Here is a 25855-nt window from a genome sequence, read left to right as displayed (position 1 = left end):
CACCGCGCCCGGCCGCGGGGCGGTCCTCAGCCGAGGGCGACGTCCTCGCCGCGGGCGTGCGCGGTGACGCCGTCCGGGCCGACCGACACCTCGGAGGCGTGCAGGCCCCACGGCAGGGCGGGCAGCTTCCACTGCTTCTCCGCGAGTGCCTGCCTGACCATCGGCATCGCCGGGTCGACGGACGTTCCGGCCAGCGTCGCCGAGGTGGCGTGGAGGGTCACCGTGTCGCCCTGGAGCCGGAGTTCGGCGGTGACCGCGACCGGGACGCCGAGCACGCGGCGCTCGATCCTGAGCCGGCCGCTGCCGGCGTCGGACAGGGTGGCCTTCCCTCCCGCCTCGCCGGCCAGCGCCTCGAAGGGGACGGTGAAGCGGGCGTCGACCGCCGACGCCGTGTAGCCGTCCTCGTTCCGGGAGACGTCCTCCAGTTCGACGTCGGCGTTCACCGGCCGGCCGTCCGGCGCGTGTCCGCCGGCCCTGACCCGGACCTCCGGGTGGGCGCCGCGGGCCGCTCCGAGCAGGAACGGGTAGCCGCCTATCTCCACCTGCGGCTTCGACCGCAGGTCGGGGTGGCGTGCGGCGATGCGGTCGGCGAGCCTTCCCTCGCCGCGGTGGCGGGCGAAGGCGTCGGCCGCGGGCAGGGCGAGCAGGACCGCCAGGGCGGCGGCTCCGGCGATCACCGCCCGCCGGCGCCGGCCGGGGCGCGGGTGGTCGGGGGCGGTGGCCGCGGTGGCGGGGGCGGTGGCGGGGGCGGTCGGCGCGTCGGCGGGCATGGGCTCCGGGTTCCTCACGGTGCGGGGGTCGGCTCGGTGGCGGCGGGTCCGGGCGCGGCCGGGTGCGGGCGCGTCGTGCCGCGGCCCGTGCCCTCGCCCTCGATGTCCAAGCGGGGCAGCAGGCGGTCCAGCGGTCCGGGCAGCCACCAGTTGCGTGTGCCCAGCAGCACCATCCCGGTCGGGACCAGCAGCCCGCGGACGACCGTGGCGTCGAGGGCGACGGCCGTGGCCAGGCCGACGCCGAACATCTTCACCACGGGATCCGCGGACAGCAGGTAGCTCAGGAACACGCACACCATGATCGCTGCTGCCGAGGTGATCACGCGCCCGGTCCCCGCGAGGCCCTCGATGACAGCGCGCCGGTTGTCCCCATGCCGCAGGTACGCCTCGCGGACAGAGGTGAGCAGGAACACCTCGTAGTCCATGGAGAGCCCGAACAGGACGGCGAACATCAGCAGGGGAACGTACCCGGGGATCGGCACCGGCCCCTCCAGGCCGAGCAGCGGGGCGCCCATGCCCCACTGGAACACGGCGGTGAGCACACCGTACGCGGCGGCCACCGACAGCAGGGCCACCACGGCGGCCTTGACCGCGACGACGGGCGAGCGGAACGCGAGCAGGAGCAGCAGCGCGGCCACGGCGACGACGGCCCCGATGACCGCGGGCAGCCGCTGCGCCAGGCGGTCGTTCAGATCGGCCTGGGCGGCGGCGGATCCGCCCACGTGGGCGGCCGTGCCGCTGCCCGCCGTGGCCGCGGGCAGGGCGGACTCCCGCAGCCGGTCGACGAGCGCGGCGGTCCGCGGATCGCCGGGGCCGGTGTCGGGGACGACCTGCCAGCGGGCGGTACGGGCGTCCGCGGCGAGCTGCGGGCCGCCGGCGGAGGCCACCCCCGGGGTGGCCTCCAGCGCGGAGGTGACCGCCGTGAGGCGGCCGTCACCGGGGCCGGAGGCGGCGGTGGGCAGGGACGCCGTCACCTGGAGGGGCCCGTTCACGCCGGGGCCGAAGGCGGCCGCCAGCCGGTCGTGGGCGGTGCGGCTGTCCGTTCCCGCGGCCTTGTCGCCCGCGTCGAGAGCGCCGAACGCCAAACCGGCCGCGGGGACGGCCAGTACGGCGAGCAGGGCCAGGCCGGCGAGGAGGTGGCGCCACGGCCGGTCGGCGACGTACACGGCGATCCGGTGCAGGCGGGCGCCGTGCTCCGGGCCGGCCCCCTCGGCGGCGGCAGCCGGCCCCGCCGCGGCCGGGGCGAGCCGCCGCCCGAGCAGCGCGAGCAGCGCCGGCAGCAGAGTGAGCGCGGCCGCCACGGCGACCAGTACGGCGATCCCGGGCGCCAGCGCCAGCGCGTACAGCAGGGGCAGCCCGCCGAGCGCCAGCCCGGCCAGGGCGGCGACCACCGCGCAGCCCGCGAAGGCGGCGGCCTTGCCGGCCGTGGCGGTCGTGCGCGCGGCCGCGTCCACGGCCCCGGCGCCCCCGGCGAGGAGGGAGCGGAAGCGCATCAGGCAGAACAGGGTGTAGTCGATGCCCACCCCGAGCCCGATCATGGCGGCGATCGTGGCGCCGGAAGCGGGCATGTCCACGAGGTGTCCGAGGAGGCCGACGGCCGCCAGCGAGACACCCAGGCCCACCACCCCGACCGCGATCGGCAGTCCGGCGGCCGGGGCCGAGCGCAGTCCGAGGAAGAGGACGGCGGCGGCCGCGGCGAGGCCGATCAGCTCGCTGTGCCCGGTGGACCCCTTGTCGGCGGCTGCGGCGAGCTCGCCGCCCGGGGTGACCTCGATGCCCGCCTGCCGGGCCGGTTCGGCGGCCGCCTCCACGGCCCCGGTGGTCTCCGGTGTGATGTCGCGGGCGGCGACGTCCAGGCCGAGCGTCAGGTAGGCGGTGCGGCCGTCCGTGCTCATCGCCGCCCTGCCGGCGGGGGCGTAGGGGGTGGTGACGGCCGTGACGTGCTCGACGCGGGCGATCCGCGCGGCCGCCGCCTCGACGGCGGACCTCATGGCGTCCGAGGTCAGCGGGGCACTGCCCGCCGGCGCGTGCAGCACCACGGGCTGGTTGCCCGACGGCGGCCCGGGGAAGGCGGCCGCCGCGTCCCGGGCCGCCTGGCTGTCGCTGCCCGGGATGGACACGGCCTCGCTGGTGGCCCGGCCGAACACCAGGACCGCGGAGGCCAGCGCGAGCAGCACCGCCAGCCAGGCGGCGAGAACCCGGCCGGGTCTGCGGGCGCAGCTGCGCCCCAGGGCGTGGAACATCGTCGCCTCTCACCTCTCGTCCGCAACAACTTGCACTGCGAGTGCACATTTACGCTTGCACTTCGAGTGCAACAATGTCAATGCGAGGAGATCGGGAGGGCGAGTGGAGAAACGACCGGAGTCGGCGGCCGACGGGCGGACCGAACGCGGCCGGCAGACGCGCGAGCGCATCGCCGACGCGCTGCTCGCCCTGCTCGACGAGGGGAGCACCGAGTTCCCGGCGGACAAGGTGGCGGCCCGCGCCGGGGTCTCGCGGCGCTCGGTGTTCCACCACTTCGCCGACATGTCCCAGCTGGTCGACACCGCCATCACCCGGCGGCTGGAGCAGCTCGCCGAGCAGATCAGGCCGCTGCCGACCGTCGGCCCGCGCGCCGAGCGGGTCGCCGCGCTCGCCGAGCAGCGCGCCCGGATCCTGGAGTGGATCACCCCGGCCCGGCTGGCGGTGATGCGGATGGACCACCCCTCGCCGCGCATCCGGCAGGTGATCGACGAGGCGTTCGCCGACGGCCGCCGCCGTATGGAGGCCGTCCTGGCGGCGGAGCTCGCACCGCTCCCGGAGGACCGCCGCCGCGACCTCGCCGACGGGCTTGACGCCGTCACCACCTGGGGCGCCTGGCACCACTGGCGTTCCACGGGCCTGAGCGCCGAGCAGGCCCGGCACGCCATGGAGGCCACCGTGCTGAACCTGCTCGCCTCCGCCGACCCCCGGCCGGCAGGCGGCTGAGCGGAGCCGGCGCGGTCCTTCAGGCCGCCGCCGGCTCAGCCGGGGCGCCCCGCCCGGGCGGCGCGAGGCGCCCGGTGCGGTCCATGGCCAGCAGCGCGCCCGCGCACAGCACGCCGAGGGCGAGGAGCGCGAGCCAGGGCAGCGACGGCACGCCGGCGTCCCGGGCCGCGTCGAGCGCCGCCCCGGTGAGCAGGTTCCCCACCGTGATGCCGATTCCGCAGACGGTGTTGTACAGCCCGTAGTGCGTGGCCACGAGCCGGTCCCCGGACAGCCCGACGAGGGTGTCCATCTCGAACGGGTACGCCACCATCGTCCCCACCGCGAGCAGCAGGGCGGCCAGTACGGGCACGCCCGCCGCATGCAGCCACCGCCACGCGCCCCCGTCCGGCAGCGGCAGCGCGGACGCCAGCAGCAGCGGGGCGAAGGCCCCGGCCATGGCCAGCAGCCCCCAGACGAGGGCCCGCCCGGACGTCGTGCGGGCCCGGCACCAGGCGGTGACGCGGGTCTGCAGCAAGATCGTCAGCAGCCCCGGAGCCGCGAACAGCGCAGCCGTCGCCGCCGTGCCGAACGGCCCCGGGCCGGCCAGCCGCCGCACCTCCAGCGGCAGCGCCAGGTACACCTGGTAGGAGAGGACGTACGAGCCGGCCATGGCCGTCGAGAACAGCACGAACGGCCGGTTCGCGAGGATGCCCCGCCACTGGGCGAGGACCGACGGGCGCGGCGCGTCCCCGCGGCCGGCCGGGCCGTCGGCCCGCCGGGGCGGCAGGCGGCGGATCTGCACGGCGCCGAGCACGGCGAAGATCCCGGCCGCGGTGAGGCAGGTGAGGCGGAAGCCGGCGCCCGTGAGCAGCATGCCGACCGGCGGGCCGAGCAGGATGCCGGCCTGGTAGAAGACGTTGAACAGGGCGAACGCCTCCACCCGCCGCTCTCCCGCCTCGACGGCGAGGTAGGCGCGCGACGCCGGGTTGAACAGGGCGCCCGCGAGGCCGACGGCGGCCGACGCCGCGAGCAGCGCCGGCAGCGAGCCGACCAGGCCGAGTGCCGCGAACCCGGCGGTCCGCAGCAGCAGCCCGGCCACGATCAGCGGCTTGTAGCCCAGCCGGTCGGCGAGGGTCCCGCCGACCAGGAACATGCCCTGCTGGCTGAAGTTCCGCACGCCGAGGACGAGGCCGACCGTCCAGGCTGCCAGGCCGAGCGTCCCGGACAGGTGGACCGCCAGGTACGGCATCAGCATGTAGAAGCCGAGGTTGATGGCGAACTGGTTCACCATCAGCAGCCTGACGCCCGCCCCGTACGAGCGGAGCGGCGCGAGGGGCCCCCTCACCGGGACGCCTCCCGCACCCCGTCCGCGCGCCCGGCCAGGGGGTCGACGACGGAGGCGCAGCGGGTCCAGCGGACGACCTCCTTCTCGTCGGCCCGGCCGACGACCTCCGGCTCGGCGGCCGGGGGCGCGTCGAGGAGCCCGCGGGCGGCGCACCAGTCGTCGTCGTACACGCTCCCCAGGTAGCGCTGCGGTCCGTCGGGGAAGACCGCCGCGACGCGGGTGCCCTCCGGGCGGGTGCGGGCCAGCCAGCCGGCGACCAGCGCCACGGCGCCGACGCTCCAGCCGCCCGTCGCGTAGTGCGAGGACGCCAGCCGCCGGCAGGCCCACACGGCCTCGGCCGGCGCCACCCAGTGCACCTCGGCGAAGCTGCCGTAGGCGACGTTGCGGGGGTGGATGCTCGATCCGAGGCCGCGCATCAGGCGGGGCCGGGCCGGCTGCCCGAAGATCGTGGAGCCGACGGTGTCGACGCCGACCAGCTCCAGCCGCGGGTAGAGCTGCCTCAGGACCCGCGAGAGGCCCGCGGAGTGCCCGCCGGTGCCGACGCTGCACACCAGGACGTCGATGTGGCCGAGCCCGGCGGCGAGTTCGAGGGCGAGGGGGGTGTAGGCGGTGGTGTTGTCGGGGTTGTTGTACTGGTCGGGGCACCAGGCGCCCGGGTTCCCGTCCAGCAGCCGCCGCACCCGTGCGCGGCGGGCCTCCTGCCACCCGCCGGCCTGGTGCGGCTCGGAGACGACCTCGACCCGGGCCCCGTACGCGGTCAGCAGCCGCTTCATGGAGGGCTCCAGGCCGGGGTCCGTCACGAGGGTGACCGGGTGCCCGTACACCATCCCGGCCAGGGCGAGGCCCAGGCCGAGGGTGCCGCTGGTGGATTCGATGACGCGGGCGCCGGGCCGCAGCTCTCCGCGGGCGCGGGCCCGTTCGACCATGTGCAGGCCGGGGCGGTCCTTGATGCCGCCGGGGTTGAACCCCTCCAGCTTGGCCCAGAAGCCGCGGCCGCGGGGCGCGAACGGCTCGGACACGCGCAGCAGGGGGGTGTTGCCGACGAGCCCGGACAGGGCGGCGCCGGGGGAGGACGGCGCGGCGGCCGGGGGGCGGGGGGCGGTGGAGGACATGCGGGGGCTCCGTTCGGGTTCGGTAGGTCCTGGCGGCGGGGGGTGAACGGGCATGCCGAATACCGGCCTCGCCGCCGGCATTTCCCGGCGGAGTTCGGCAGCGGCAGGCCGCGGCGTCGCCGGGGCGGGGAATTCGCGGCGTAAACGGCCAGGGAATCACCGGGGGAAAGGGCGGGTAATTCGCTGCCGCGGGCAGGTCGGCGATACGCGGGCGGACGGGACCGCACATGCGGGGTGCGGATACCCCTGTCCCGGCGCCGGGCAATTCCGGCGGGCCGGCCACAGCACTAGATGCGCAGCACTCCGGGGGTCAGGGGAGGTGCGGCGCCATGCGTCTGCGGCTGTCCCGGGGCGGCGGGGGCGGCGGAGGAGCCCGCGCGGGCGGCCGGCCGGCCGGCGGGTGCGTCCGGGCAGCCTGCGAGCACTGCGCCGCCGTCCGTCCGGCCGGGTGCGCAGTGCTCGCCCTGGTGTCCGGCGCCGCCTCCGCCGTGTACGCGGTCCTGGTGCGCGGCGCGGGCCACGGGCCCTGCCGCGGAATCCGGCGCGGATACCGAGGCCGTTGCGGCGGCGGGCCGGAAGTGGTGTGCGGTACTCGCGGTTTCCCCGCCGTGCGCGCAGAGGAATCCGACCAGCAGCAGGACCAGCCACAGCGGCGCCGCCGCAATCCGGCGGACCCGGATCCACGGCGCGCAGAAGGCGGTTTCCGCTGCTGTCACGCCGTCATCGTAGCCACGTCTTCCGTGCTTTCGGCAGATGCGCCCCGCACGATGGCCCGAACCTTTCCTCGAAAAGAGGCGCGGTCCGGATACCGGTGAATACGCGGCCCCGGTCCGTTCCTGCGGTTGTCGTGGCGTTCCGCCGCGCACGCAGGGCCGGCATGCGACGGTGGAACCGGCCGGACCCGCCGGCCCCGGCCCGAGGAGGCACCCTGCCGTGAACTGGACCCTGGAAGTCGTCCCCGTCCCCGTCACCGACATCGACCGCGCGAAGGAGTTCTACGCGGAGAAGGCCGGCTTCAAGGTTGACGTCGACAGCGAGGTCGCCCCCGGCACGCGCATCGTCCAGCTGACACCGCCCGGATCCCGCTGCTCGATCGCCATGATCCAGGGCATGCCCGCGATGCCCGGCACGAAGGAGACGGCCCCGGGCGCCCTGCACGGCCTCCAGCTGTGCGTCACGGACATCGAGGCGGCCCGGGCCGAGCTGGTCGCCCGCGGCGTCGACGTCTCGCCGGTGCGCCACTTCGGCGAGTCCGGCTGGGAGGACGGCAGGGGCGGCACCTGGAACTCGTTCATGACCTTCCGCGACCCCGACGGCAACGGCTGGCTCGTCCAGGAGGCCCCCTCGGAACTCTCGGAGCGCTGACCGCGCTCCGCCGCGTGGCGATCAGCGGCAGACCGGCGTTCTATTGGAGTGGGGGAGCGCGCCCGGACGGTGCGCGGCCCGGACTGGCGGAAAGCGTTCGCGGTGCATCGTCGTGGGCCCTCCACACGCATCCACCACCCACGCCTCTCACGCAGCCCCGGGAGTCGCCATGACGAACGGTCCGCACACCGCTGTCTCGAACCAGCCCGTGGAACTCACCGCGCCCGCCGCCGAGCAGGCCTTCTTCGAAGGCCCGTCGGAGGGTGCGCAGGGCGGCAGCCCCACCGCGTTCACCTCCGACGGGCTGGAGCAGGTCGCCGGCCGCACCCGCGCCCTGTCCGAATCCGTGCCCGCCGAGGCGTGGACGGCGCCGTCCGCGCCGCTGCCGGACATCGGCGAGGCCTCCTTCGGCCCGCCGGACCTGCTGGAGACGGTCCACGGCCCGGACGACCGGGTCCAGATCACCGACACCGCGGCCTACCCCTGGCGGGTCAACGCCTCGCTGCTGGTCACCGCGGCCGACAACTCGCAGTGGATCGGAACCGGCTGGTTCATCGGCCCGCACACCCTGGTGACCGCGGGCCACGTCGTGCACATCAAGCACAGCGGCGTGCCGGGCCGCGACGGGTGGGTGAAGTCCATCCAGGTCATGCCCGGCCGGAACGGCACCTTCCTGCCGTTCGGCGCCGTCACCAGCACCAACTTCCGTTCCGTCACCGGCTGGACGGCCGACGGCGACGAGAACTTCGACTACGGGGCCCTCGTCATCCCCACCGAACTCGGGGCGACCACCGGCTGGTTCGGCTTCGGCTCCTGGCCCGACGCGGACCTGCTGAAGACGAGCGTCAACATCTCCGGCTACCCCGGGGACCAGCCCCCGGGAACCCAGTGGTACGACGGCCGCGGCGTCAGCTCCGTGAACCCGCTGAAGGTCTTCTACGACATCGACACCGCCGGCGGGCAGAGCGGCAGCGCGGTCTACCGCATCCACAACGGCGGCCGGTACGGCATCGCGGTCCACGCGTACGGCGGGCTGACCACCAACTCCGGCACCCGCATCACGAAGGCGGTCTTCGACAACCTGGTCCTGTGGAAGGCGTGATCTGCGCCCCGCGCGGCCTGCCGGCCGGGCCTGCGGGCGGGGGGCGGCGATGACCGCGCCCGGCGGCCCGGCCGTCCGCCTCGTCACCGGAACCGTCGTCGGCGCCGACGGATCGCCGGTGGCGGGCGCCGCCGTCCACCTGGCCGACGGCCCCGGACCCGTCCCGGACATCGCCGCGCTCACCGGCCCCGACGGACGGTTCTCGTTCCCGGTCGGCGCCGACGGCGTCTACACCGTCGCCTGCCGGACCGCGGACGGGCGCACCGCCCGGGCGGCCGTCGCCGTCGGCCCCGCCGGGGCCCCGCCTGCCGAGCTGCGCCCGGTCTGAGGCCGCTACCAGCCGAAGCGGCGGTCGACCACCGCGGCGAACTCCTCGAAGGTGAGGACGCGGTCGCCGTTCTGGTCCGCGGCGTCGAAGAGGGCCGAGGAGTCGTCCGCGCCGCCCACGCCCCAGACGGGGATGACGCCCTGCGCGGCGAGCGTGGGGCCCTTCGCCCGCAGGGCGGCGATGACCTCGGTCCGCGTCAGCGTGCCGTCGCGGTCGAGGTCCAGTGCGTCGAAGAGGGTGCGGGCCTTGTCGCTCATCACATCGTCCTGCTTCCTGGTGCTGCCGCCCGTCCGCGCCGGACGGGCCGGTGCGTCTTCCTGCCGGGAGGGACGCGGTGCGGCGCCGCGGGGTTGCCCGTACGGGGCCCGTGTTCGGCCGGAGCAGGAAAAGGGCGTACCGGCCGCTGCCGGCCGGTACGCCCCTCGGGGGATGCCAGGTGCATCGACCGGGCCGGTCAGGACCGGCCCGCGCGCTCCAGGCCCTTCCCGCCCGCTGCGGCGCGCTGGGCCGCCTGCGGGTTCCGGGACTTCAGGACCGCCCAGCCGACCGCCAGGCAGACCGCCCAGCCGGCGCCCACGTAGAGGGAGATGCGGCTGTCCGGGTCGATGGCGATCATGCAGGTGACCAGCAGGAGGAAGGCGACGGCGATCCAGCTGCACACCGTTCCGCCGGGCGCCGGGAAGGACGAGGCGGGCAGGCGGCCGGCGACGACCTCGCGGCGGTAGCGGATGTGGCTGATGAGGATCATCATCCAGGTCCAGATGCCGGCCGCGGTCGCGACCGAGGTCACGTAGCCGAAGGCCTTCTCCGGGACGACGTAGTTCAGGACCACGCCGATGCCCATCAGGGCGACGGAGAGGGTGATGCCGAGCGCCGGGGTCTTGGTGGAGCTCAGCTTGCCGAGGACCTTCGGCGCCTCGGAGTTGGAGGCCAGGTCGCGCAGCATGCGGCCGGTGGAGTACATGCCGGAGTTGCAGGACGACAGGGCTGCGGTCAGCACCACGAAGTTGACGATGGCCGCGCCGGCCGGGATGCCGATCTTGGCGAACGCCGCCACGAACGGGCTGACGCCGGGCTGGAACTCGGTCCACTTGACGACCATCAGGATCACGCTGAGGGCACCGACGTAGAAGACGATGATGCGCCACGGCAGGGTGTTGATGGCCTTGGGGAGGGTCTTCTCCGGGTTCTCGGACTCGCCCGCGGTGACGCCGACGAGCTCGACCGCCAGGTAGGCGAACATGACGCCCTGGAGGGTCATGAGGCTGGAGCCGACGCCCTTCGGGAAGATGCCGTCGAAGGCCCACAGGTTCGAGACGGCGGCGGTGTCGCCGGCCGCGCTGAACCCGAACGTGATCACGCCGATGCCGATCACGATCATGCCGAGGAGCGCGGTGACCTTGACCATCGAGAACCAGAACTCGATCTCGCCGAAGATCTTCACGGAGATCAGGTTGGCGAGGTAGAGGACCACCAGGAAGACGAGGGCGGTCACCCACTGGGGCACCTGCGGGAACCAGTAGTGCACGTAGATCGCCGCGGCGGTCAGCTCGGCCATGCCGGTGACCACCCACATGAGCCAGTACGTCCAGCCCGTCGCGAACCCGAAGAACGGGCCGAGGAACTCGCGGGCGTACTCCGCGAAGGAACCGGACACGGGCCGGTAGAGGAGCAGCTCGCCGAGCGCCCGCATGATGAAGAAGACGATGACGCCGGCGAGGGCGTACATCAGGATGAGGCTGGGCCCGGCCTTCGCGATGTTCGCGCCCGCGCCGAGGAAGAGGCCGACGCCGATGGCGCCGCCGATGGCGATCATCTGGACCTGGCGGCTGCCGAGTCCCCGCTCGTAGCCCTCCTCGGGCGTGTCGCCCTGGGTCGAGCCGTCGCCGTGGTGCTTGTCGACCTGCGTCGAGGTCATGCTGTGGTGCGCCTTTCCGCTCCATGCCGATCCGCGCCGCGCTCGGCCGCAGACCGGGTTCCGATCCCCCGGATGCTGATGGAGTTGCATGCCGGCGATCGGCCGGCTCCAGCGCCCCTGCTCGGACGTGGGTGGTGTCCGGCAGGCGGTCGTGAAGATGTACCACGGAGATCGGCGCGCCATCGGGGCGAGCATCACGGGCATTTCGGTCATTCACCTGCAACCGGGTCGAAAGACCCTTGTGTGGTGACATGATCGTTATCGGGATCTGAGCGTCCTCTGAGCGAACACCGCATGACATCGGGGCAGACCGTGCCAGGTTGGACACGCACCATTCCTGTGCGGCTGCACAACGTGACCGGTGGTGGGCTGTGAACGGGGCCCGGAGCGGCGCACTTCGGCTCCCGGGCCCGGTGATTGCGCGATGGCTCCTTCCCCTCCTCCAGGGCCTCAGCGGCCGCCGTGCCGGTCCGGGCCCTGCCGGTCCGGGTCCTGTCCGGAGGTCGCGTCGTCCCTGCGCCTCCGGTCCAGGGCCGTGTCGCCGGAGTCGCGCGGCGTCCCGGCCGGATGCGGCGGGTCCGCGTCCGGCGAGCGGTCGCCGACCTGCTCCTCGCGCCCCTTGCCCGGCGCCTGCTCCTTGTCGCCCATGCCGCCGCCCCGCCTGTCGCCGTTCATCGCCGCACGCTCCTCGCCCCGGCTCCACCCGGCTTGCTCCGGCCCGTGCCGGTCCGGTGGCCACCAGGCGGCTGTCCCCGTACGCGCCCCCCCAAACCGCATCCGGCCGACGTGTGCAGCCCGGACCTGGTCACCGTCGGCCCCGACGACGACATCGACAAGGCCGTCGACCTGATGCGCTCCCGCGCGCTGCGCCGCCTGCCCGTGACGGAGGGCGGCAGCCCCGTGGGCGTCGTGTCCCTGGGCGACCTGGCCATCGGCAGAGACGGCTCCTCCGCCCTGGCGGACATCAGCCAGGCGCCGCCGAACACCTGAGCCGCCGACTCAGGGGAGGAGCTGGCGGACCAGGCTGTCCGCCGCCCACCGCTCCCAGCGGTCCGGGGTCCAGCCGCGCCGTCCGACGAGCAGGCCGTAGGTCTCCGGGCCGAGGACGGCCAGGGCGGCGTCCGCCGCGGAGTCCGCGTCGTGGCCGCCGCGCAGGCCCCCGCCCGCGCCGTCGGCAGCGCGGCCGCCTCCGCCCTCGAAAGCCGTTTCCCCGGCCGCGTCGTCATCGCCGGCCGCGACGCCGCGAAGGCGGCACGGCTGGGCGGCGTCCGCGCCGACGTCGGCGACCCGGCCGGATTCGGGCGCACGCTGGACGGCCTCGGCGACGTGGCCGCTGCCGTGATGTGCGTGGAGCCCCCCGACGGTGCCGCCGCCCGCGCCTGCCTGGAGCGCGGCACCGGCCTCGTCGACGTGGGCGCCACCCGCCGGCTCCTCGACGACGTGGCCGGCCTGCACCCCCTGGCGGCAGCGTCGGGCGCGACGGCCGTGCTCAGCGTCGGCGTGGCCCCCGGACTGACGAACCTGCTCGCCCGGCGCGCGCACGAGGATGTCGGCGGTGCCGAACGCATCGACCTGACGGTCCTGCTGGGCAGCGGCGAACGCCACGGCGCCGACGCCGTCCGCTGGACGGTCGACCACCTCGCCGCACCCCCGGCCGCCGGCCCGCTGCGCACCGCCCTGCCCGGGTTCGGGTCGCGCACCGCGTACGCCTTCCCCTTCTCCGACCAGTACACGCTGCCCCGCACCCTCGGCACGCCCCGCGTGGCCACCCGCCTCTGCCTCGACTCGCGGCCGCTGACCGCCGCCCTGTTCGGGCTGAGGCGGGCCGCCCGCCGGCCCGCAGTGCGCCGCGCACTGAACGCGGCGTTCCGCCGCATCCACCTCGGAGGAGACGGTTTCGCGGTACGGGCCGACGCCCACCGCGGAAGCCGCCACTGCGCGTACGCGCTCACCGGCCGGGCGCAGAGCCGGGTCACGGGCCTGGTCGCCGCCCACGTCACCGCGGAACTCCTCGGCGGGGCCCTGCCGGCCGGCGTGCACCACATCGAGGAGCTGCCCGTGTTCGCCCGCCTCCCCGAGTCCCTCGCCGAGCACGGCGTCACCCTGCACCGGCCGGCGCCCGGCGGCGGCTCCCTCAGGGGGTGAGGAGGGTCTTGACCATGCCGTCCTTCTTCGCCTGGAAGCGGGCGTACGCGTCGGGCCCCTCCTCCAAGGGCAGGACGTGCGTGGCGAAGCCCTCGACGCCCAGCGGGTCGGCGTCGGTGAGCAGCGGCAGGATGTCGTCGGTCCACGCGCGGACGTTGGCCTGTCCCATGCGCAGCTGGATCTGCTTGTCGAACAGGGTGAGCATCGGCATCGGGTCGACGGCGCCCCCGTAGACCCCGGACACCGAGATCGTGCCGCCGCGCCGCACCAGTTCGATGGCGGTGTGCAGGGCTTCCAGCCGGTCGATGCCCGCGTGTTCCAGCAGCGGCCGGGCCAGCGCGTCGGGGAGGACGGCGGTGGCCTTCTGGGCGAGGGCGGCGACGCTGCTGCCGTGGGCCTCCATGCCGACGGCGTCGATGACGGCGTCCGCGCCCCGCCCGTCGGTCAGGTCGCGGACCGCCTCGACGAGGGCGTCTCCCGAGTGCTGCCGCAGGTCCAGGGTGTGGGCGCCGTGCTCGCGGGCCCGCTGCAGGCGCTCGTCGACCAGGTCGATCCCGATGACGAGGCGGGCCCCGCGGTGCCGGGCGATCCGGCAGCACATCTGGCCGATGGGGCCCAGCCCGAGCACCGCGACGGTCCCCGCGTTCGGCACCCCGGCGTACTCCACGGCCTGCCATGCGGTCGGCAGGACGTCGGAGAGGTACACGAACCGCTCGTCCGGCGGCCCGTGCGGGACCTTCACCGGCAGGGTGTCCCCGAACGGCACCCGCAGGTACTCGGCCTGCCCGCCCGGGACCTGCCCGTACAGCTTGGTGTAGCCGAACAGCGCCGCGCCCTTGCCGTACTCGCGGACCTGCGTGGTCTCGCACTGCGACTGGAGGCCCTGGTCGCACATGAAACAGGCGCCGCAGGAGATGTTGAACGGCACCACCACCCGGTCCCCGCGGCGCAGGGTGCCCACCTCGGGACCGGTCTCCTCGACGACGCCCATCGCCTCGTGGCCGAGGACGTCCCCGCGGTCGATGTACGCGCCGAGGACGGCGTACAGGTGCAGGTCGGAGCCGCAGATCCCGGTCGACGTCACCTTGACCACGATGTCGGAGGGCTCCTCGATGCGGGGGTCGGGGACGTCCGCGATCCGGACGTCCTCCCGGCCCTGCCAGGTCAGTGCGCGCATGACGTTCCTCCTCGGGGGCTGGCCCTCAGGCGGCGACCGGCTGCGGCAGCGGGTGCCGCAGCGCGCTGCGCCCGTTCGTCCAGGCGGTCAGGATGTGGTCGGCGAGGCGGTCCTCCAACAGGACCGTCGCGTCGCAGCCGAACGCGATCCGCGGCTCCAGCGCCGGATCGTCCTCCAGGAGCCCGCCGATGACCTCCCGGCGGACGATCTGCTCGTGCACGGCGTCCGCGGTGACGTGCTCGGTGTAGAAGCGGATCGCGGCCGGACCGGCCCCGCAGGCGGCGAGGGCGTCGGCCATGCGGGCGGACCCCGGGGACGACGTGGTCTCCACGCAGGCGAAGTGGCCGACGAGCGCGGCCCGCCAGGCCCGGTGCAGCCCGAACAGGGACATCAGGTTGACGGTGGCCAGCGCGGCGGCGGGAACGGCCGGCAGGTAGCGGTTGTAGCCGGCGCCCAGGCCGAGGTCCTCCATCAGGTCGGCGAACAGCCGGGCGTGGACGGCCTCGGCACGGCCCGCGCCGAACTCGTCGTACTCGATGGCGACGAACGCGGCCTTGGCCCGCCCGGTCAGCCGAGGGATGGCCCAGGCGTGCGGGTCGGCCTCCTTCAGGTGGTACGGGGAGCGGAGGACGGCGTACTCGCGGGCCCGCCACAGCCCGCCTGTCCCCGCGATGAGGCCGCTGACCCCGCCGGCCCGGTCGGAGGGTGTCGTCAGCAGCGGGCCGAACGACTCCTCGACGGTCCGCGGGGACGGCACCGCTTCCCGAAGGGCGGCCAGGAAGCACTGTTCGAGGGCGGCGCGCACGCCCAGCAGCCCCGGATCCCACTCCCTGTCGTCCGACACCCCGTCAAGTCCCCGGTAGTGCAGCTCGTACAGCAGGTAAAGGGCGAAGTGGAGGTCGTCGCCCCACGGGTCGACAGCCGGGCCGCCGGCGGCCCGCTCCAGGCCGGGCGGCGCCTCCCGCCCGTGGCGCAGGCAGTCCGCCAGCGCCGCCGACACCTCGCCGCGGGGTTCGGCGTACCAGGCGGCCTCCGCGGGTCCGACGGCGCTCACCGGCGCCGCTCCCGGGGCCGGTGGCTGGTGTCGCACCACGGGAGGGTCCGGCTGCGCCGGCAGGTGCACAGGGCGACCATGAAGCGGTCGCTGCGCCGGATCCCGTCGGGCGTCTCGACCTCGACGGGGCCCTCGACGAGGACCGGCCCGTGCGGGTCGACCAGGACGCGCCGGGGGGTGCGGGGCTCAGGGGCGTTCGGCACGGATCACCACCAGTTTCTCCCTCGTTGCCGTTGCGGGCGCCAGGCCGCGCTCGTGCAGCCACGACCTGCGGGACGACAGGACGGGCCCCCAGGGGACGTCCGCCCGCAGCACGATGCGGGCCGCCAGGCCCTCCGACCGGAGCTTCGCCACGGTGGTGGCCGCCCCGCACAGCGCCGAGTGCACCAGCAGCAGGACGCCGCCGGGCCGCAGCAGCCGAGCGGCCCGCGCGCAGATCCGGTCGACGACCGCGCGGCCGTCGGCGCCGGCGTCCCAGGCCAACGCCGGGCCGGAGCCGCGGCTGCTGCGCGCGGGCACGTACGGGGGGTTGCTGACGACGAGGTCGAAGCGGCGGCTGGGCGCGCACGTCGCCGCGTCGGCCAGCTCCACACGAACGGGCAGCCGGGCCCGGTGGGCGTTGAGGCGGGCGGTCCGCACGGCCGGCCACGACACGTCGACGGCGGTGACGGCGGCCCCGCGGGCGGCGGCCAGCAGGGCGAGGACGCCGCTGCCGGTGCCCACTTCGAGGACGCGGCTCCCCGGCGCTATCGGTTCGGCGTCCAGGGCCTGGGCCAGGAGCCGGGTGTCGGCCTGGGGGCGGTAGACCCCGGGCAGCAGGACGAGTGCGGTCATACGCTGCGGCTGCCCGGCGGCCGGACCGGTATGCCCCGCACCGCAGTGCGGTTTCGTCGAGCGGGGCCCTTCCCGGGCTGTCAAGCCCCGAGTTTCCGGAACGTGTCCGGGGCGGGGCGTCTCGGGCCTACTGGTTGTGCGCCCCCACCGGAGCGAGGGAAGCCCCCCAAGGACCGGGACCCTCCCTGATTCCCCGCAAGGGCCGCACCGAGAGAGCACCCATCCCCGGAACACGGCAGGAGAATCCCATGAACCGCACCATGCAGAACGCCGCCACCGCCACCGCCACCGGCTCCGTGCGCCCCAGGCGGCGCAGCCTCCGTCTCGCGACGCTGGCCGCCTCGGCCGCGGTCGTCACCGGCGGGGTCCTCCTGCCCGCGGCCACCGCTTCGGCCGCCCCGATGCCCGCCCAGGTGGCGTCCGCGCTCCCGGCCGCCGGAGGCGCCGGAGGCGACGGCGGGGCCGGAGGGTCCGGCCTGGTCGGCGGCGGTGGCGGCGCCGGCGGCGCCGGCGGCGGCAGCGTCACCGGCGTCGGCGGTGCGGGCGGCAGCGGCGGCGACGGCGGCAGCGGCCTCCTCGGCGGCGCCGGCGGCGTCGGCGGTGCGGGCGGCAGCGGCGTCATTGGCGGCGACGGCGGCAAGGGCGGCAACGGCGGCTTCGGTGTCTTCCAGGGCGGCGACGGCGGCAAGGGCGGCTCCGGCGGCTTCGGCATCTTCGGCGGCCTCGGCGGCGCCGGCGGCAAGGGAGGCGGCAGCATCTTCTGACCCGCGCCCGAACCGAGCCTGACCCGATCCGCGGGGTGGAGGCCGCCGGCCTCCACCCCGCTCCACCCCCACCCACCCACCCGTTTCCCCGAGGCGGAGAACCCCATGTCCACCAGCTCCTGGCACCGTCCCCTCATCCTCGCGGCGGCCTCCCTGGCCTTCCTCACCGGCACGGCCTGCTCCGCCCACGCCGCCCCGCCCCCCGCCACCGCCGGACAGCTCCCCCCGTACTGCGCCGCCGGCGGCGAAGGCGGCAAGGGGGGCGAAGGCGGCAAGGGCGGCGCCCCCGGACAGCCCGGCGAGCCCGGCAAGCCCGGACAGCCCGGCTGCCTCCGCTTCGAAGCCCTCCCCGACAAGCCCGCCGACCAGCTCAACCCCGCCGACAAGGTCCACATCGTCTTGGCCCTCCTCGCCGACGGCACCGACACCCGCAAGAAGGACATCGCCCGGCAGTACGACATCCCCGTCCAGCAGCTCGACACATGGAAGAAGCACTACCTCGAAGGCAACTGGATCGCCCTGATGAACGGCAGCAGCCTCCGCTGCTCCTGAAGGAGCCGCCTCATGCAGGCGCCCCGGCCCCCACCGGCCGGGGCGCCCCCGCGCGCGGGGGCACCCCCGACAGGTGCCGCATAGACTCTTCCGTATGGGCACGCCGTCGAGCCTGAGCGTGTACGCGGGTCAGCCCTCCGGCCTGATCGGGAAGCAGATCGCCGGCTACCGGGTCGAGCGGATGCTCGGCCGCGGCGGCATGGCGGTCGTCTACTGCGCCAAGGACCTGCGCCTGGACCGCACGGTCGCGCTCAAGCTGATCGCCCCCGAGCGCGCCCGGGACGACACCTTCCGGCGCCGGTTCACGCACGAGTCGCGCGTGGCGGCGTCGATCGAGCACCCGCACATCGTGCCGATCTTCGAGGCCGGCGAGACGGACGGCGTCCTGTACATCGCCATGAGGTACGTCCCGGGGGCCGACCTGCGGGCCCTGCTGGACCGGGAGGGGCCGCTGCCCGTCGCGACGGCCCTGCGCATCGCCGCCCAGGTGGCGTCGGCGCTCGACGCCGCCCACGAGCACGACCTGGTGCACCGGGACGTCAAGCCGGGCAACATCCTGGTCGCCGCAGGCCCCGACAGCGAGCACCCCGAGCACGTCTACCTGACGGACTTCGGCCTGACGAAGAAGGCGCTGTCGCTCACCGGCTTCACGACGGAGGGGGAGTTCGTCGGGACGCTCGACTACATGGCGCCGGAGCAGATCTCGGGACGGCCTGTGGACGGCCGGTGCGACCAGTACAGCCTCGCCTGCGTCGTCTACGAAACCCTCGCGGGCGGGCCGCCGTTCGAGCGCGAGGAGGACGCCGCACTGCTGTGGGCCCACCAGTTCGACCAGCCGCCGCCGCTGACGGAGCGGCGGCCGGAGATCCCGGACGCCGCCGACGAGGTGCTGTCCAGGGGGCTCGCGAAGGTGCCCGAGGACCGGTACGGGTCGTGCCTGGAGTTCGTCGCGGCCCTGCGCGCCGCCACCGCCGGCGCCGGGACGCCCGTACGGCCCCGGCACGATGACGGGCAGTCCGCCGGAACGGAAGAGCCCCCCGGGCCGCCGCCGGAGCCGCCGGAGTGGGCCCGGCCGGTCTTCGGCGGCACGCCCGGAGGGACGTGACCTTACCCCGCCCCCGCCCCCGCCCCCTCCTCCTCACCCCTTCCCGCTTCAGCCGGCGGGCCGCCCTCGCCCCGCCGTCACAGCCCCAGGGCGATGGCCAGCCGGGTCAGCTCCGCCGTGCTGTTGACGCCCAGCTTGGCGCGGATCCGCCGCAGGTAGGCGTCGACCGTGTGCTTGGAGAGGCCCATGTGGCGGGCGGTCTGGAGGTAGGTGCGCCCGGCGGCGATGTGCCGCAGCGTCTCCTGCTCACGCGGGGCCAGGGCGGCGGCGGTGGTCTCGTCGTGCACGGTGGGGGTGGTGAGTGTGAGGCTCATGGCTTTTCCTCCGCCGAATGGGCTCGGCCGTCACTGCTCACGTCCTCGGAAGCAGAGGGACTCGTTACTGAATGTCCCTTTTGTCTCTTATGGAAAAGCCTGGCTCGGGACCTTCACCGCCGTGTCCCCCGACTGTCACAGGCGCGTCACAGGCGCCCCGTCCGCTGGTCAGAACCCCAGGAGGGACTGCTCCGCCCAGATCGTCTTGCCCACCGCGGCGTGCCGCGTGCCCCAGCGCCGGGCGAGCTGCGCGACCAGCAGCAGACCCCGCCCGCCCTCGTCGAAGGTCCGGGCCCGCCGCATGTGCGGGGCCGTGCTGCTCGCGTCGGAGACCTCGCAGATCAGCGTCTTCCCCTCGTGGATCAGGCGCAGCTGGATCGGCGGCTCCCCGTACCGGATCGCGTTCGTCACCAGCTCGCTGACCAGCAGCTCCGTGACGAACGACGCCTCCTCCAGCCCCCACGCCGCCAGCTGCTCGGCGGCGTTGCGGCGGGCCTGCCCCACCACGGACGGATCGGAGGAGAGGTCCCACACCACGACCTGGTCCGCGTGCAGCGCCCGCGTCCGCGCCACGAGCAGCGCCACGTCGTCGTCGGGCTGGTGCGAGAGCATCGCCGTCAGCACCCTGTCGCACACCGTGTCCAGCGTCGAGGCCGGCCGGGCGAGCGCCCCGAACATGCTGTCCAGCGCCTCGTCGATGTCGTGGTCGCGCGCCTGGAGCAGGCCGTCGGTGTAGAGGGCGAGCAGGCTGCCCTCCGGCAGCTCCGTCTCCACCGTCTCGAACGGCAGGCCGCCCAGGCCCAGCGGCGGCCCGGCCGGCACGTCCAGCAGGTACACCGACCCCTCCGGCGAGACCACGGCCGGCGGCGGGTGCCCGGCCCGGGCGACGGTGCAGCCCCGGGTCACCGGGTCGTAGACCACGTACAGGCAGGTGGTGCCGATGCCGAGCGCCGCCTCCCCGGTGCCCTGCCGGTCGCCGTCGTCGGCGGACAGGTGCAGGACGAGGTCGTCGAGGTAGGTCAGCAGCTCGTCGGGCGGCAGGTCCACGTCGGCCAGGGTGCGCACCGCGGTCCGCAGCCGGCCCATCGTCGCCGTGGCCCGGATGCCGTGCCCCACGACGTCGCCCACCACCAGGGCGACACGCGCCCCGGACAGCGGGATCACGTCGAACCAGTCGCCGCCCACCCCGGCCTCCCCGCCGGCGGGCAGGTAGCGCGAGGAGATGTCCAGGGCGGCCTGGTCCGGCAGCGTCTGCGGGAGCAGGCTGCGCTGGAGTGTCATCGTGGTCGTGTGCTCGCGGGTGTACCGGCGCGCGTTGTGGATGCTGACGGCGGCGCGCGTCGCCAGCTCCTCGGCCGCCCACAGGTCCTCCGACTGGAACGGCTCCCGGTGCTGGTGCCGGCCGAACACCGCCACGCCCAGCGTGATCCCGTCGGCGCGCATCGGGACGACCATCGTCGAGTGCGTCCCGTACTCGCTGATCCAGGACGCGCCGGGGTCCTCGGCCGCCCACGCGGCGATCGCCGGGTCCGACGTCGCGTACACGGCGCCGCGCCCGGCCGCCAGGCACTCGGCCGCCGGGGACAGCGGCGGGTACACCGTCGTCTCCCCGACCGACACCCGTGACTCCGGGCTGCCCTCCAGGATCGACTGCACCGCCATCCGGCACACCGCGACCGGCCCGGCCGACAGCCCGGACGACGGCTCGTCGCCGCGCGGCGGGGGGTCCAGCAGGTCGACGACGGCGAAGTCCGCGAGCCGGGGCACCGCGACGTCGGCCAGCTCCTGCGCCGTGCGCGAGCTGTCCAGCGTGGTGCCGATGCGCGTGGCGGCGTCGTCCTGCGGGACGAGCACCTGCTGCCGGGTCCCCTCGATGCCCGTCCTGTCGTGCGCGGCGAGGCACACGGCGTGCACGCGGCCCTCCGGGTCCCGCAGCGGGGCCAGCGAGGTCACCCAGCCGTGCTCGGTGCTCGCCCCGGCCGGCCGGATGAAGGCGTCCACGACCTGCGGCTCCCCGGTCTCCAGCACCTGCCGCATCCGCCGCTCCGTCTCGTCGCTCACCGGGTCCGGCGCGATCTCCGGCAGGCGCAGTCCCAGCATCTCCGGCTCCGTCAGGGACAGGGTCCGCTCCATTCCGGCGTTCGCCCGCACCAGCCGCAGGTCCTGGTCGAAGACCGCGAGGAAGCAGGGCGACTGGGCGAAGGCCCACTCCCGCAGCGGCTCGCCCCAGCCGAGGCCCGGCGCGCCCGTCACTGCGGACACCACGAACCACTTCGCCGTTCCGCCGCTCGAGGTCCAGCGGTGCGCGAGCAGCCCCGCCTCCAGCCGGTGGCCGTCCCGGTGCCGCAGCGCGACGGTGCCGCTCCACCGGTCCTGCCAGGGCGCCAACCTCCGCGCCGACTCGGCCGGATCGTCCGCGAGCAGCCCGGCGGCCGGCCGGCCCACCGTCTCGGAGGCCTCGTAGCCGAGCAGCCGGCGCGCGCCCTCGCTCCACTCGGTGACGACGCCCTGCTCGTTGACGGTCGCCGCGGCCGTGTACGCCGGCCCGGACGGCGCCTCCGTACCCGCAGGCCGGTCACCAGGAGAGGTGGGAAGTCGCTCCATCGCCGCTCATCTCGCCCTCGTTCGTTCCCCTGCCGCTGTCCCACGGGAACCTGCACGGCCAGGGGCTCCACACACCAGCATGATCCAGCGCGGCAGGGAGCACCAACGCAGTGCCACCGCCGGTCGCCGCCCGGCCGCCGAGCAGCGGGGTGCGGCGCCGGGCGGCTCCGAAGACGCGGCCCCGGTCCGCCCCGCGGCGGCCTCCTCCGACACGGCCTGTCGGGACCGCCGGCCGACTGCGGTGCTGCGTGCCGTGGCCCCCGGTGCCGTCAGGAGTTCTGCTGCTGGTCGCCGGGCTGCTGCTGCTCGGGCTGCTGCTCGCCGGGCTGCTGCTGTTCGCCGGGGCCCTCCGGGGCGGGCGACTGCTGAGCGGGGCTCTCCTGCTCTGCGGGGGCCGACGGCTGCGCCGGGGAGGGCTCGGGGGCGGGGGCTCGGACTGCGTCTCCCGCAGGTTCGGGCGCTCCTGCGAGGGGGGTGCGGTCGGCTCCGGTGCGGGGCTCTCCCCGGAGGGCGCGTCCGGGCGCTCGGTCTCGGCGTCCCGGAGGTTCGGACGCTCGGGCGACGCGGGCGCGGACGGCGACTCCCGGTCGGGGGACTCGGGCGCGGGCGGCCGGCTCTCCCGTACACCGGGGCGCTCGGAGGCCGGCGACTCCGGGGCCGGGCTCTCGGGCTTCCCGGTCTCGCGGCCCGGGGTCTGCGGGTCGCGGGTCTCCTTCCCCGGCGAGCGCGGGTCGCGGGTCTCGTGCCCGGGGGAGTGGGGGTCGCGGGTCCCGTGGGGGGACTTCGTCGCGGGCGGCTCGGTCGCCGGCGGGGCCGTCGGAGGCAGCGGCCAGTGCTTCGGCGGCGGCTCCGCCTTCCTGTCGCGCTTGCCGTGGTCGCCCGAGTACCGGCTCACCCACTGCCGGTCCTTCTGGTCGAAGATGACGAAGACCTTGACCGCCGTCTCCGAGCGGTTGACCACGACGACGTTCTGCGGCCGGTAACCGGGCCAGCTCTTCCCCTTCTGCTCGGGGGTGCCGGCCTGCGGGACCGCGCGGCTCAGCGGGTTGCCGCAGGCGCAGCGCACCTTCGGCTCGCCGTGGCTGTCGACCAGGACGGCCGTGCCGGACTGGAGCACCGCCTGGTAGCCGGTGGCCGCGCCGTTGCGGTAGCCGTGGTTGGTGACGCGGGTGTCCGAGCGGAGCTGTACGGGCGTCAGCGAGCGCAGGTAGCCGGGTACGGCGGACTCCTCCACCTTCAGCGCGGAGGCGAAGGCCCTGTTCTTCGCGGGGTCCGAGCCGAGGTAGCGGATCTGCTTCTCCACGTCGCAGCTGGCGAGGTTTCGGCTGCCGCCGTACAGGCCGGGCTCCGAGCCCGCCACGCTCGTGAGGGTCCGGGCGGCCGTCGGGGCAGTGCGGGGCGCCGCGGCCGGCAGCGCGGTCGTCGCGTTCGCGGTCGACGGGGTGAACGGCTCTTCGCCGGTGGACCCGGTGGGCTCCAGGATCACCTCTCCCGCCGCCGTCTGCTGTCCGCCGCCCCCGCCGTCGGGCCGGGTGAAGACGACCGCCAGGACCCCGGCGACCACCGCCGCCCCGGTCACGGTCGCGATCCGCGGCACCGAGCGCCACCACGGCCGCCCGCCGCCGCCCGGCTGCTGCTCCGGACCGCCGGGACCGCCCGGACCCCCGGGCCCTCCCGGCTCATCGGGCCCGCCCCCGCCCCCGCCTCCCCCGCCGCCGGCCGTCGGCGGGGGAGGCGGGGGGATCGGCCTCGTCGCATCGCCGGACGGGCGTCCGGAGAGCGGGCCTGAGGGCGGGCCGGTGGGGCGCTCGGAGCGCGGTTCGGAACTCACCGTTTTCCCTCCCACCCGGCACCGGCACCGGCGCCGCGCGCCCGACCGGTCGTCCCGGCCGCACCCGTGCCGCCTGCCCTGCCCTTGGTGTGGGTTTGTCTGCTAGCACACATTGTGCGCCCCGGTCCCGCGGAATCCCCAACCGATCAAGGCGCGACCTGTCCCGCCCCGCCGCGCACTTCACCGACCACCACCCGTCCGAGCGCGCGGAACGAGCCTGACCAGCGCATTCCCCGCCGCTGACCCATCGTGATCTTCCTCTCCCGGAGCGTCCGGGGCCGTGCAGGTGGCGTAGATTTGCCCCGTGGCCGGCCGGCCCGGAAGCGACCACGCGTCGCGCCCCCGGGTCCCCGGCCGGTGAGCGAACGGGGAGGGGGCCTTGTGTTCGGTCGGTTCGGGCGGGGTGTGGAACGATCACCGCGCACGCGGAGGGACCGGCTGCGCGACGCGCAACTGCGCGCCCACAGCCGCTGCCTGATGAGGCGGCTGGAGCCGCAGCTGCCGCTCAGCGTCACCGCGCTGTGCGAGCGGCTCGGCGAGATGCGGGGGACGCCGATCAGCCTGCTGGAGTGGGACCTGCCGGCGGACGGCCCGTTCGGCATCCTGATCTCGCGCCGGCACGAGGACGTCATCGCCTACCAGGCGAAGACCACCAAGGCGCACCAGGCGCACATCATCCTGCACGAGGTCGGCCACATCATCGCCTACGACCTCGCAGGCGAACGGCCGGAGCAGGTGCAGCTGCGCACCTGCTACTCCGACAGGGACGAGCGGGACGCCGAGATCATCGCCTCGACGATCATGAACCAGGCCATCTCCATGAGCCGGCGTGCGCGCCGCTACGGGCTCGACGAGCCGTGGCGGCCCTCGGTCTACAACAGCCTGGTCCTCGCCGACGGGCCGACGTGAGCGTTCTCAACCTGGTCGCCATCGTCACGCTGCTCGGCGGGGCGGCCTGGATGATGCCCGCACTGGTCCAGCACCGCTTCCGCGACCCCATGAGGCTGCACCTGTTCCTCTCGCTGTTCCTCATGGGGATCGGGAACGTGCTGGCCCAGCCGCCGGTCCTTGCCCGGGTCGACGAGCACACGTTCCCCGGCTTCACGAAGATCACCTTCAACGTGGCCATCCTGATCGGTCTCGGCCTCATGGTCGGGTTCCTCCGGGAGTGCCCGCTGACCGGCTGGCGGGGGCCATGGCCCTGGGAGGCCGTCGCCTGCGCGATCTGCCTGTCCGTGATGACCGCCATGACCGCGGCCCTCCCGCCGCACTTGCGCAACCACGTCCTGACCTCGGAGTACCTTGTCGACTGGCGGGTGCGCACCTTCTACAACTTCGGCAACTTCTACCTCTTCTTCGGGTACGCCGCCTGCGCACTGCTCGCCGCCCGGCACGCCCGCAAGGGCCGCTCGCTGCGCCGGCTCTCGCTGAGTGTCATCTCCGGCGGTCTGACAGCGCTCGCCCTCACCTGCGTGTTCCGCTTCCTGTGGGTGAACCTGCCGACTCTGCGCGAGCCGGGTCGGGCGATCACGTACGCCGACGACTTCGTCTTCGGCCAGGTCGCGACGATCGTGGTGTGCGCGGGGCTCAGCCTGCCCTGCTTCGTCAGCGTCGTGCAGATCGTGCGCGAGCGGCTGGACCACCGCGCGCAGTTCCTCGGCCTGGAGGAGCTGTGGAACCGGCTGGTCGAGATCCACCCGGAGCTGGTCCTCGACCACCACCGGCGGCGGCGGAACCGCCTGCTCGTCAGCGCTTCGGCGGTCTACCGCCGGTACGTGGAGTGCCGCGACGGGCTCACCCGTCTCGGCCCCTACCTGCGGCTCGTCGCCGAGGAGTCGCAGGGGGCGGTGCGGGAGGACGACCCGCGCACCTCGGCCTGCCTCGTGGACCGCGCCCTGCGCCGGCTCCGCGAGCAGGACGGCGCGGGCGGCGCGCCGTCGTCGGCGTCCGTCTTCGTCCTCGCCCCCGGCTCCGGGGGCCGCGCGGGCGGCACCGACTACGAGGAGGACCTGGGCGCCCTGGTCAGGCTCTCCCTCGAACTGCGCACGATGCGGGCGGCGCCGCGCCCGGCGGGCCTCTGCGGGGGCATGGGCGGGCCTGCGCCCGAGACGGTCTAGGAGTCCGGTGCGCCGTCGCGCCCGGACGGCTGCTGCTTCCGCGAGGCGTCCAGCACGTCCATGATCGAGAGCAGCTGGTCGCGCAGCTCCGGCGTGAACTGCCCGGCGCGCAGGGCGATCGAGCGGACCTGCCGGTCGGCCAGGGCCGCCCACTCCTCGGGCAGTTCGGAGGTGCGCGCGGGAGGCTCCTCGTCGATGAGGGCGCTGACCGAGACGGGCAGGGTCATGTCCCGTCCCTGGAAGTACGTCACGATCGCCGACAGGACGCTGACCGTGGGGTTGGTCTGCGAGCCGTTGCGGAGGGCCGTCAGGTAGCTCCGGGAGATCGTCACGTTGTGCCGGGGGTCCTCCGAGATGGCCTGGGCGACCTCGGCGGTCGACGGCTCGCGCAGCCGGCCCACGGCGTCCGCCGTGGCGGCATCGGCGAACCATGCGTTCAGGCGTTCCGCCAGCGTTGCCATGCGACCGACCT

General features: G+C 75.0%; 26 protein-coding genes and 1 pseudogene. 11 read left to right on the top strand and 16 right to left on the bottom strand.

Annotation, left to right across the window (positions count from 1 at the left end; translation table 11 throughout):
* Nucleotides 1-26 precede the first annotated feature (26 nt).
* Both C0216_RS19510 and C0216_RS19505 read right to left on the bottom strand, forming a co-directional pair.
* Entirely contained in the window at nt 27-770 is a 744-nt protein-coding gene (locus C0216_RS19510; RefSeq protein ID WP_114056526.1) for an LmeA family phospholipid-binding protein, read from the bottom strand.
* Nucleotides 771-784: 14 nt separating this feature from the next.
* Nucleotides 785-3013, bottom strand: a complete 2229-nt coding sequence (locus C0216_RS19505; RefSeq protein ID WP_114056525.1) for an MMPL family transporter — start codon at nt 3011-3013, stop codon at nt 785-787.
* A gap of 103 nt (nt 3014-3116) precedes the next feature.
* On the opposite strand from C0216_RS19505, the gene C0216_RS19500 reads away from it, so the two are divergent.
* Nucleotides 3117-3737: a TetR/AcrR family transcriptional regulator gene (locus C0216_RS19500; RefSeq protein WP_114056524.1), complete on the top strand. Its 621-nt coding sequence runs from the start codon at nt 3117-3119 to the stop codon at nt 3735-3737.
* A 19-nt stretch (nt 3738-3756) separates the two neighbouring features.
* On the opposite strand, the gene C0216_RS19495 is transcribed toward C0216_RS19500, so the two are convergent.
* From C0216_RS19495 to C0216_RS19485, 3 genes are all read right to left on the bottom strand, one after another.
* A complete protein-coding gene (locus C0216_RS19495; protein ID WP_428985442.1) occupies nt 3757-5061 on the bottom strand; it encodes an MFS transporter in 1305 nt (434 codons plus the stop codon).
* On the bottom strand, nt 5058-6173 hold the full coding sequence (locus C0216_RS19490) for a PLP-dependent cysteine synthase family protein (RefSeq protein ID WP_114056523.1): 1116 nt from the start codon (nt 6171-6173) through the stop codon (nt 5058-5060). Before C0216_RS19490 ends, C0216_RS19495 begins: the two co-directional genes overlap by 4 nt.
* 287 nt (nt 6174-6460) lie before the next feature.
* Nucleotides 6461-6889 carry a hypothetical protein gene (locus C0216_RS19485; RefSeq protein WP_114056522.1) on the bottom strand — a complete coding sequence of 143 codons (429 nt, stop codon included), beginning with the start codon at nt 6887-6889 and terminating at the stop codon, nt 6461-6463.
* A gap of 217 nt (nt 6890-7106) precedes the next feature.
* Between C0216_RS19485 and C0216_RS19480 the strand changes: the two genes are divergently transcribed.
* From C0216_RS19480 to C0216_RS19470, 3 genes are all read left to right on the top strand, one after another.
* Nucleotides 7107-7538: a VOC family protein gene (locus C0216_RS19480; RefSeq protein WP_114056521.1), complete on the top strand. Its 432-nt coding sequence runs from the start codon at nt 7107-7109 to the stop codon at nt 7536-7538.
* Nucleotides 7539-7707: 169 nt separating this feature from the next.
* The gene (locus C0216_RS19475) at nt 7708-8640 is read left to right on the top strand and encodes a trypsin-like serine peptidase (protein ID WP_114056520.1); all 933 of its coding nucleotides are present in this window, start codon (nt 7708-7710) and stop codon (nt 8638-8640) included.
* Between the two features lie 49 nt (nt 8641-8689).
* Nucleotides 8690-8968, top strand: coding sequence for a carboxypeptidase-like regulatory domain-containing protein (locus tag C0216_RS19470; protein WP_114056519.1), 279 nt, complete (start codon nt 8690-8692; stop codon nt 8966-8968).
* Nucleotides 8969-8973: 5 nt separating this feature from the next.
* On the opposite strand, the gene C0216_RS19465 is transcribed toward C0216_RS19470, so the two are convergent.
* The 3 genes from C0216_RS19465 to C0216_RS33565 form a co-directional block, all read right to left on the bottom strand.
* Nucleotides 8974-9225 carry an EF-hand domain-containing protein gene (locus C0216_RS19465; RefSeq protein ID WP_114056518.1) on the bottom strand — a complete coding sequence of 84 codons (252 nt, stop codon included), beginning with the start codon at nt 9223-9225 and terminating at the stop codon, nt 8974-8976.
* A gap of 197 nt (nt 9226-9422) precedes the next feature.
* A complete protein-coding gene (locus C0216_RS19460; protein ID WP_114056517.1) occupies nt 9423-10886 on the bottom strand; it encodes an amino acid permease in 1464 nt (487 codons plus the stop codon).
* Nucleotides 10887-11336: 450 nt separating this feature from the next.
* Nucleotides 11337-11561: a hypothetical protein gene (locus C0216_RS33565; protein ID WP_162793080.1), complete on the bottom strand. Its 225-nt coding sequence runs from the start codon at nt 11559-11561 to the stop codon at nt 11337-11339.
* 111 nt (nt 11562-11672) lie between these two features.
* Between C0216_RS33565 and C0216_RS34590 the strand changes: the two genes are divergently transcribed.
* A complete protein-coding gene (locus C0216_RS34590) occupies nt 11673-11876 on the top strand; it encodes a CBS domain-containing protein (protein ID WP_428985441.1) in 204 nt (67 codons plus the stop codon).
* Nucleotides 11877-12026: 150 nt separating this feature from the next.
* On the top strand, nt 12027-13031 hold the full coding sequence (locus tag C0216_RS19445) for a saccharopine dehydrogenase (RefSeq protein ID WP_246042625.1): 1005 nt from the start codon (nt 12027-12029) through the stop codon (nt 13029-13031).
* Here C0216_RS19445 and C0216_RS19440 read toward each other — a convergent pair.
* From C0216_RS19440 to C0216_RS19425, 4 genes are read right to left on the bottom strand one after another with little or no spacing between them, the layout of a single operon-like run.
* Complete coding sequence (locus C0216_RS19440; protein WP_114056515.1) at nt 13021-14208, bottom strand: zinc-dependent alcohol dehydrogenase; 1188 nt, start codon at nt 14206-14208, stop codon at nt 13021-13023. The genes C0216_RS19445 and C0216_RS19440 overlap by 11 nt on opposite strands.
* Nucleotides 14209-14233: 25 nt before the next feature.
* Nucleotides 14234-15262 (bottom strand): iron-containing redox enzyme family protein, encoded by a 1029-nt coding sequence (locus tag C0216_RS19435; RefSeq protein WP_114056514.1) that lies wholly within the window; start codon nt 15260-15262, stop codon nt 14234-14236.
* Nucleotides 15259-15465, bottom strand: a complete 207-nt coding sequence (locus tag C0216_RS19430; protein ID WP_114056513.1) for a CDGSH iron-sulfur domain-containing protein — start codon at nt 15463-15465, stop codon at nt 15259-15261. Before C0216_RS19430 ends, C0216_RS19435 begins: the two co-directional genes overlap by 4 nt.
* Entirely contained in the window at nt 15449-16096 is a 648-nt protein-coding gene (locus tag C0216_RS19425) for a HemK2/MTQ2 family protein methyltransferase (protein WP_114056512.1), read from the bottom strand. The genes C0216_RS19430 and C0216_RS19425 overlap by 17 nt, the downstream gene beginning before the upstream one ends.
* 248 nt (nt 16097-16344) lie before the next feature.
* Here C0216_RS19425 and C0216_RS33560 point away from each other — a divergent pair, with 248 nt between their 5' ends.
* The 3 genes from C0216_RS33560 (at nt 16345) to C0216_RS19410 (ending at nt 18517) form a co-directional block, all read left to right on the top strand.
* On the top strand, nt 16345-16860 hold the full coding sequence (locus C0216_RS33560; protein WP_246042624.1) for a hypothetical protein: 516 nt from the start codon (nt 16345-16347) through the stop codon (nt 16858-16860).
* Between the two features lie 105 nt (nt 16861-16965).
* Nucleotides 16966-17412, top strand: coding sequence for a helix-turn-helix domain-containing protein (locus C0216_RS19415; protein WP_114056511.1), 447 nt, complete (start codon nt 16966-16968; stop codon nt 17410-17412).
* A gap of 94 nt (nt 17413-17506) precedes the next feature.
* Complete coding sequence (locus tag C0216_RS19410; protein ID WP_114056510.1) at nt 17507-18517, top strand: serine/threonine-protein kinase; 1011 nt, start codon at nt 17507-17509, stop codon at nt 18515-18517.
* A gap of 77 nt (nt 18518-18594) precedes the next feature.
* Here C0216_RS19410 and C0216_RS19405 read toward each other — a convergent pair whose 3' ends face one another.
* The 3 genes and pseudogenes from C0216_RS19405 to C0216_RS35100 all read right to left on the bottom strand — a co-directional run.
* Complete coding sequence (locus C0216_RS19405) at nt 18595-18831, bottom strand: response regulator transcription factor (protein WP_114056509.1); 237 nt, start codon at nt 18829-18831, stop codon at nt 18595-18597.
* 168 nt (nt 18832-18999) lie between these two features.
* A complete protein-coding gene (locus tag C0216_RS19400; protein WP_114056508.1) occupies nt 19000-21435 on the bottom strand; it encodes a SpoIIE family protein phosphatase in 2436 nt (811 codons plus the stop codon).
* A gap of 499 nt (nt 21436-21934) precedes the next feature.
* Nucleotides 21935-23266: pseudogene (locus tag C0216_RS35100) on the bottom strand (DUF6777 domain-containing protein); the annotation flags it as partial.
* A 405-nt stretch (nt 23267-23671) separates the two neighbouring features.
* Here C0216_RS35100 and C0216_RS19385 point away from each other — a divergent pair.
* A complete protein-coding gene (locus C0216_RS19385) occupies nt 23672-24175 on the top strand; it encodes a hypothetical protein (RefSeq protein WP_246042623.1) in 504 nt (167 codons plus the stop codon).
* Nucleotides 24172-25383: an MAB_1171c family putative transporter gene (locus tag C0216_RS19380; RefSeq protein WP_114056505.1), complete on the top strand. Its 1212-nt coding sequence runs from the start codon at nt 24172-24174 to the stop codon at nt 25381-25383. Before C0216_RS19385 ends, C0216_RS19380 begins: the two co-directional genes overlap by 4 nt.
* Here C0216_RS19380 and C0216_RS19375 read toward each other — a convergent pair.
* A complete protein-coding gene (locus C0216_RS19375; RefSeq protein ID WP_114056504.1) occupies nt 25380-25844 on the bottom strand; it encodes a hypothetical protein in 465 nt (154 codons plus the stop codon). The genes C0216_RS19380 and C0216_RS19375 overlap by 4 nt on opposite strands.
* Nucleotides 25845-25855: the final 11 nt, after the last annotated feature.

Source organism: Streptomyces globosus, from assembly GCF_003325375.1.
Classification (GTDB): Bacteria; Actinomycetota; Actinomycetes; order Streptomycetales; family Streptomycetaceae; genus Streptomyces; species Streptomyces globosus_A.
The sequence above is the reverse complement of the archived record's forward strand: the minus strand, read 5'-3'. Positions and strand labels throughout refer to the sequence as shown.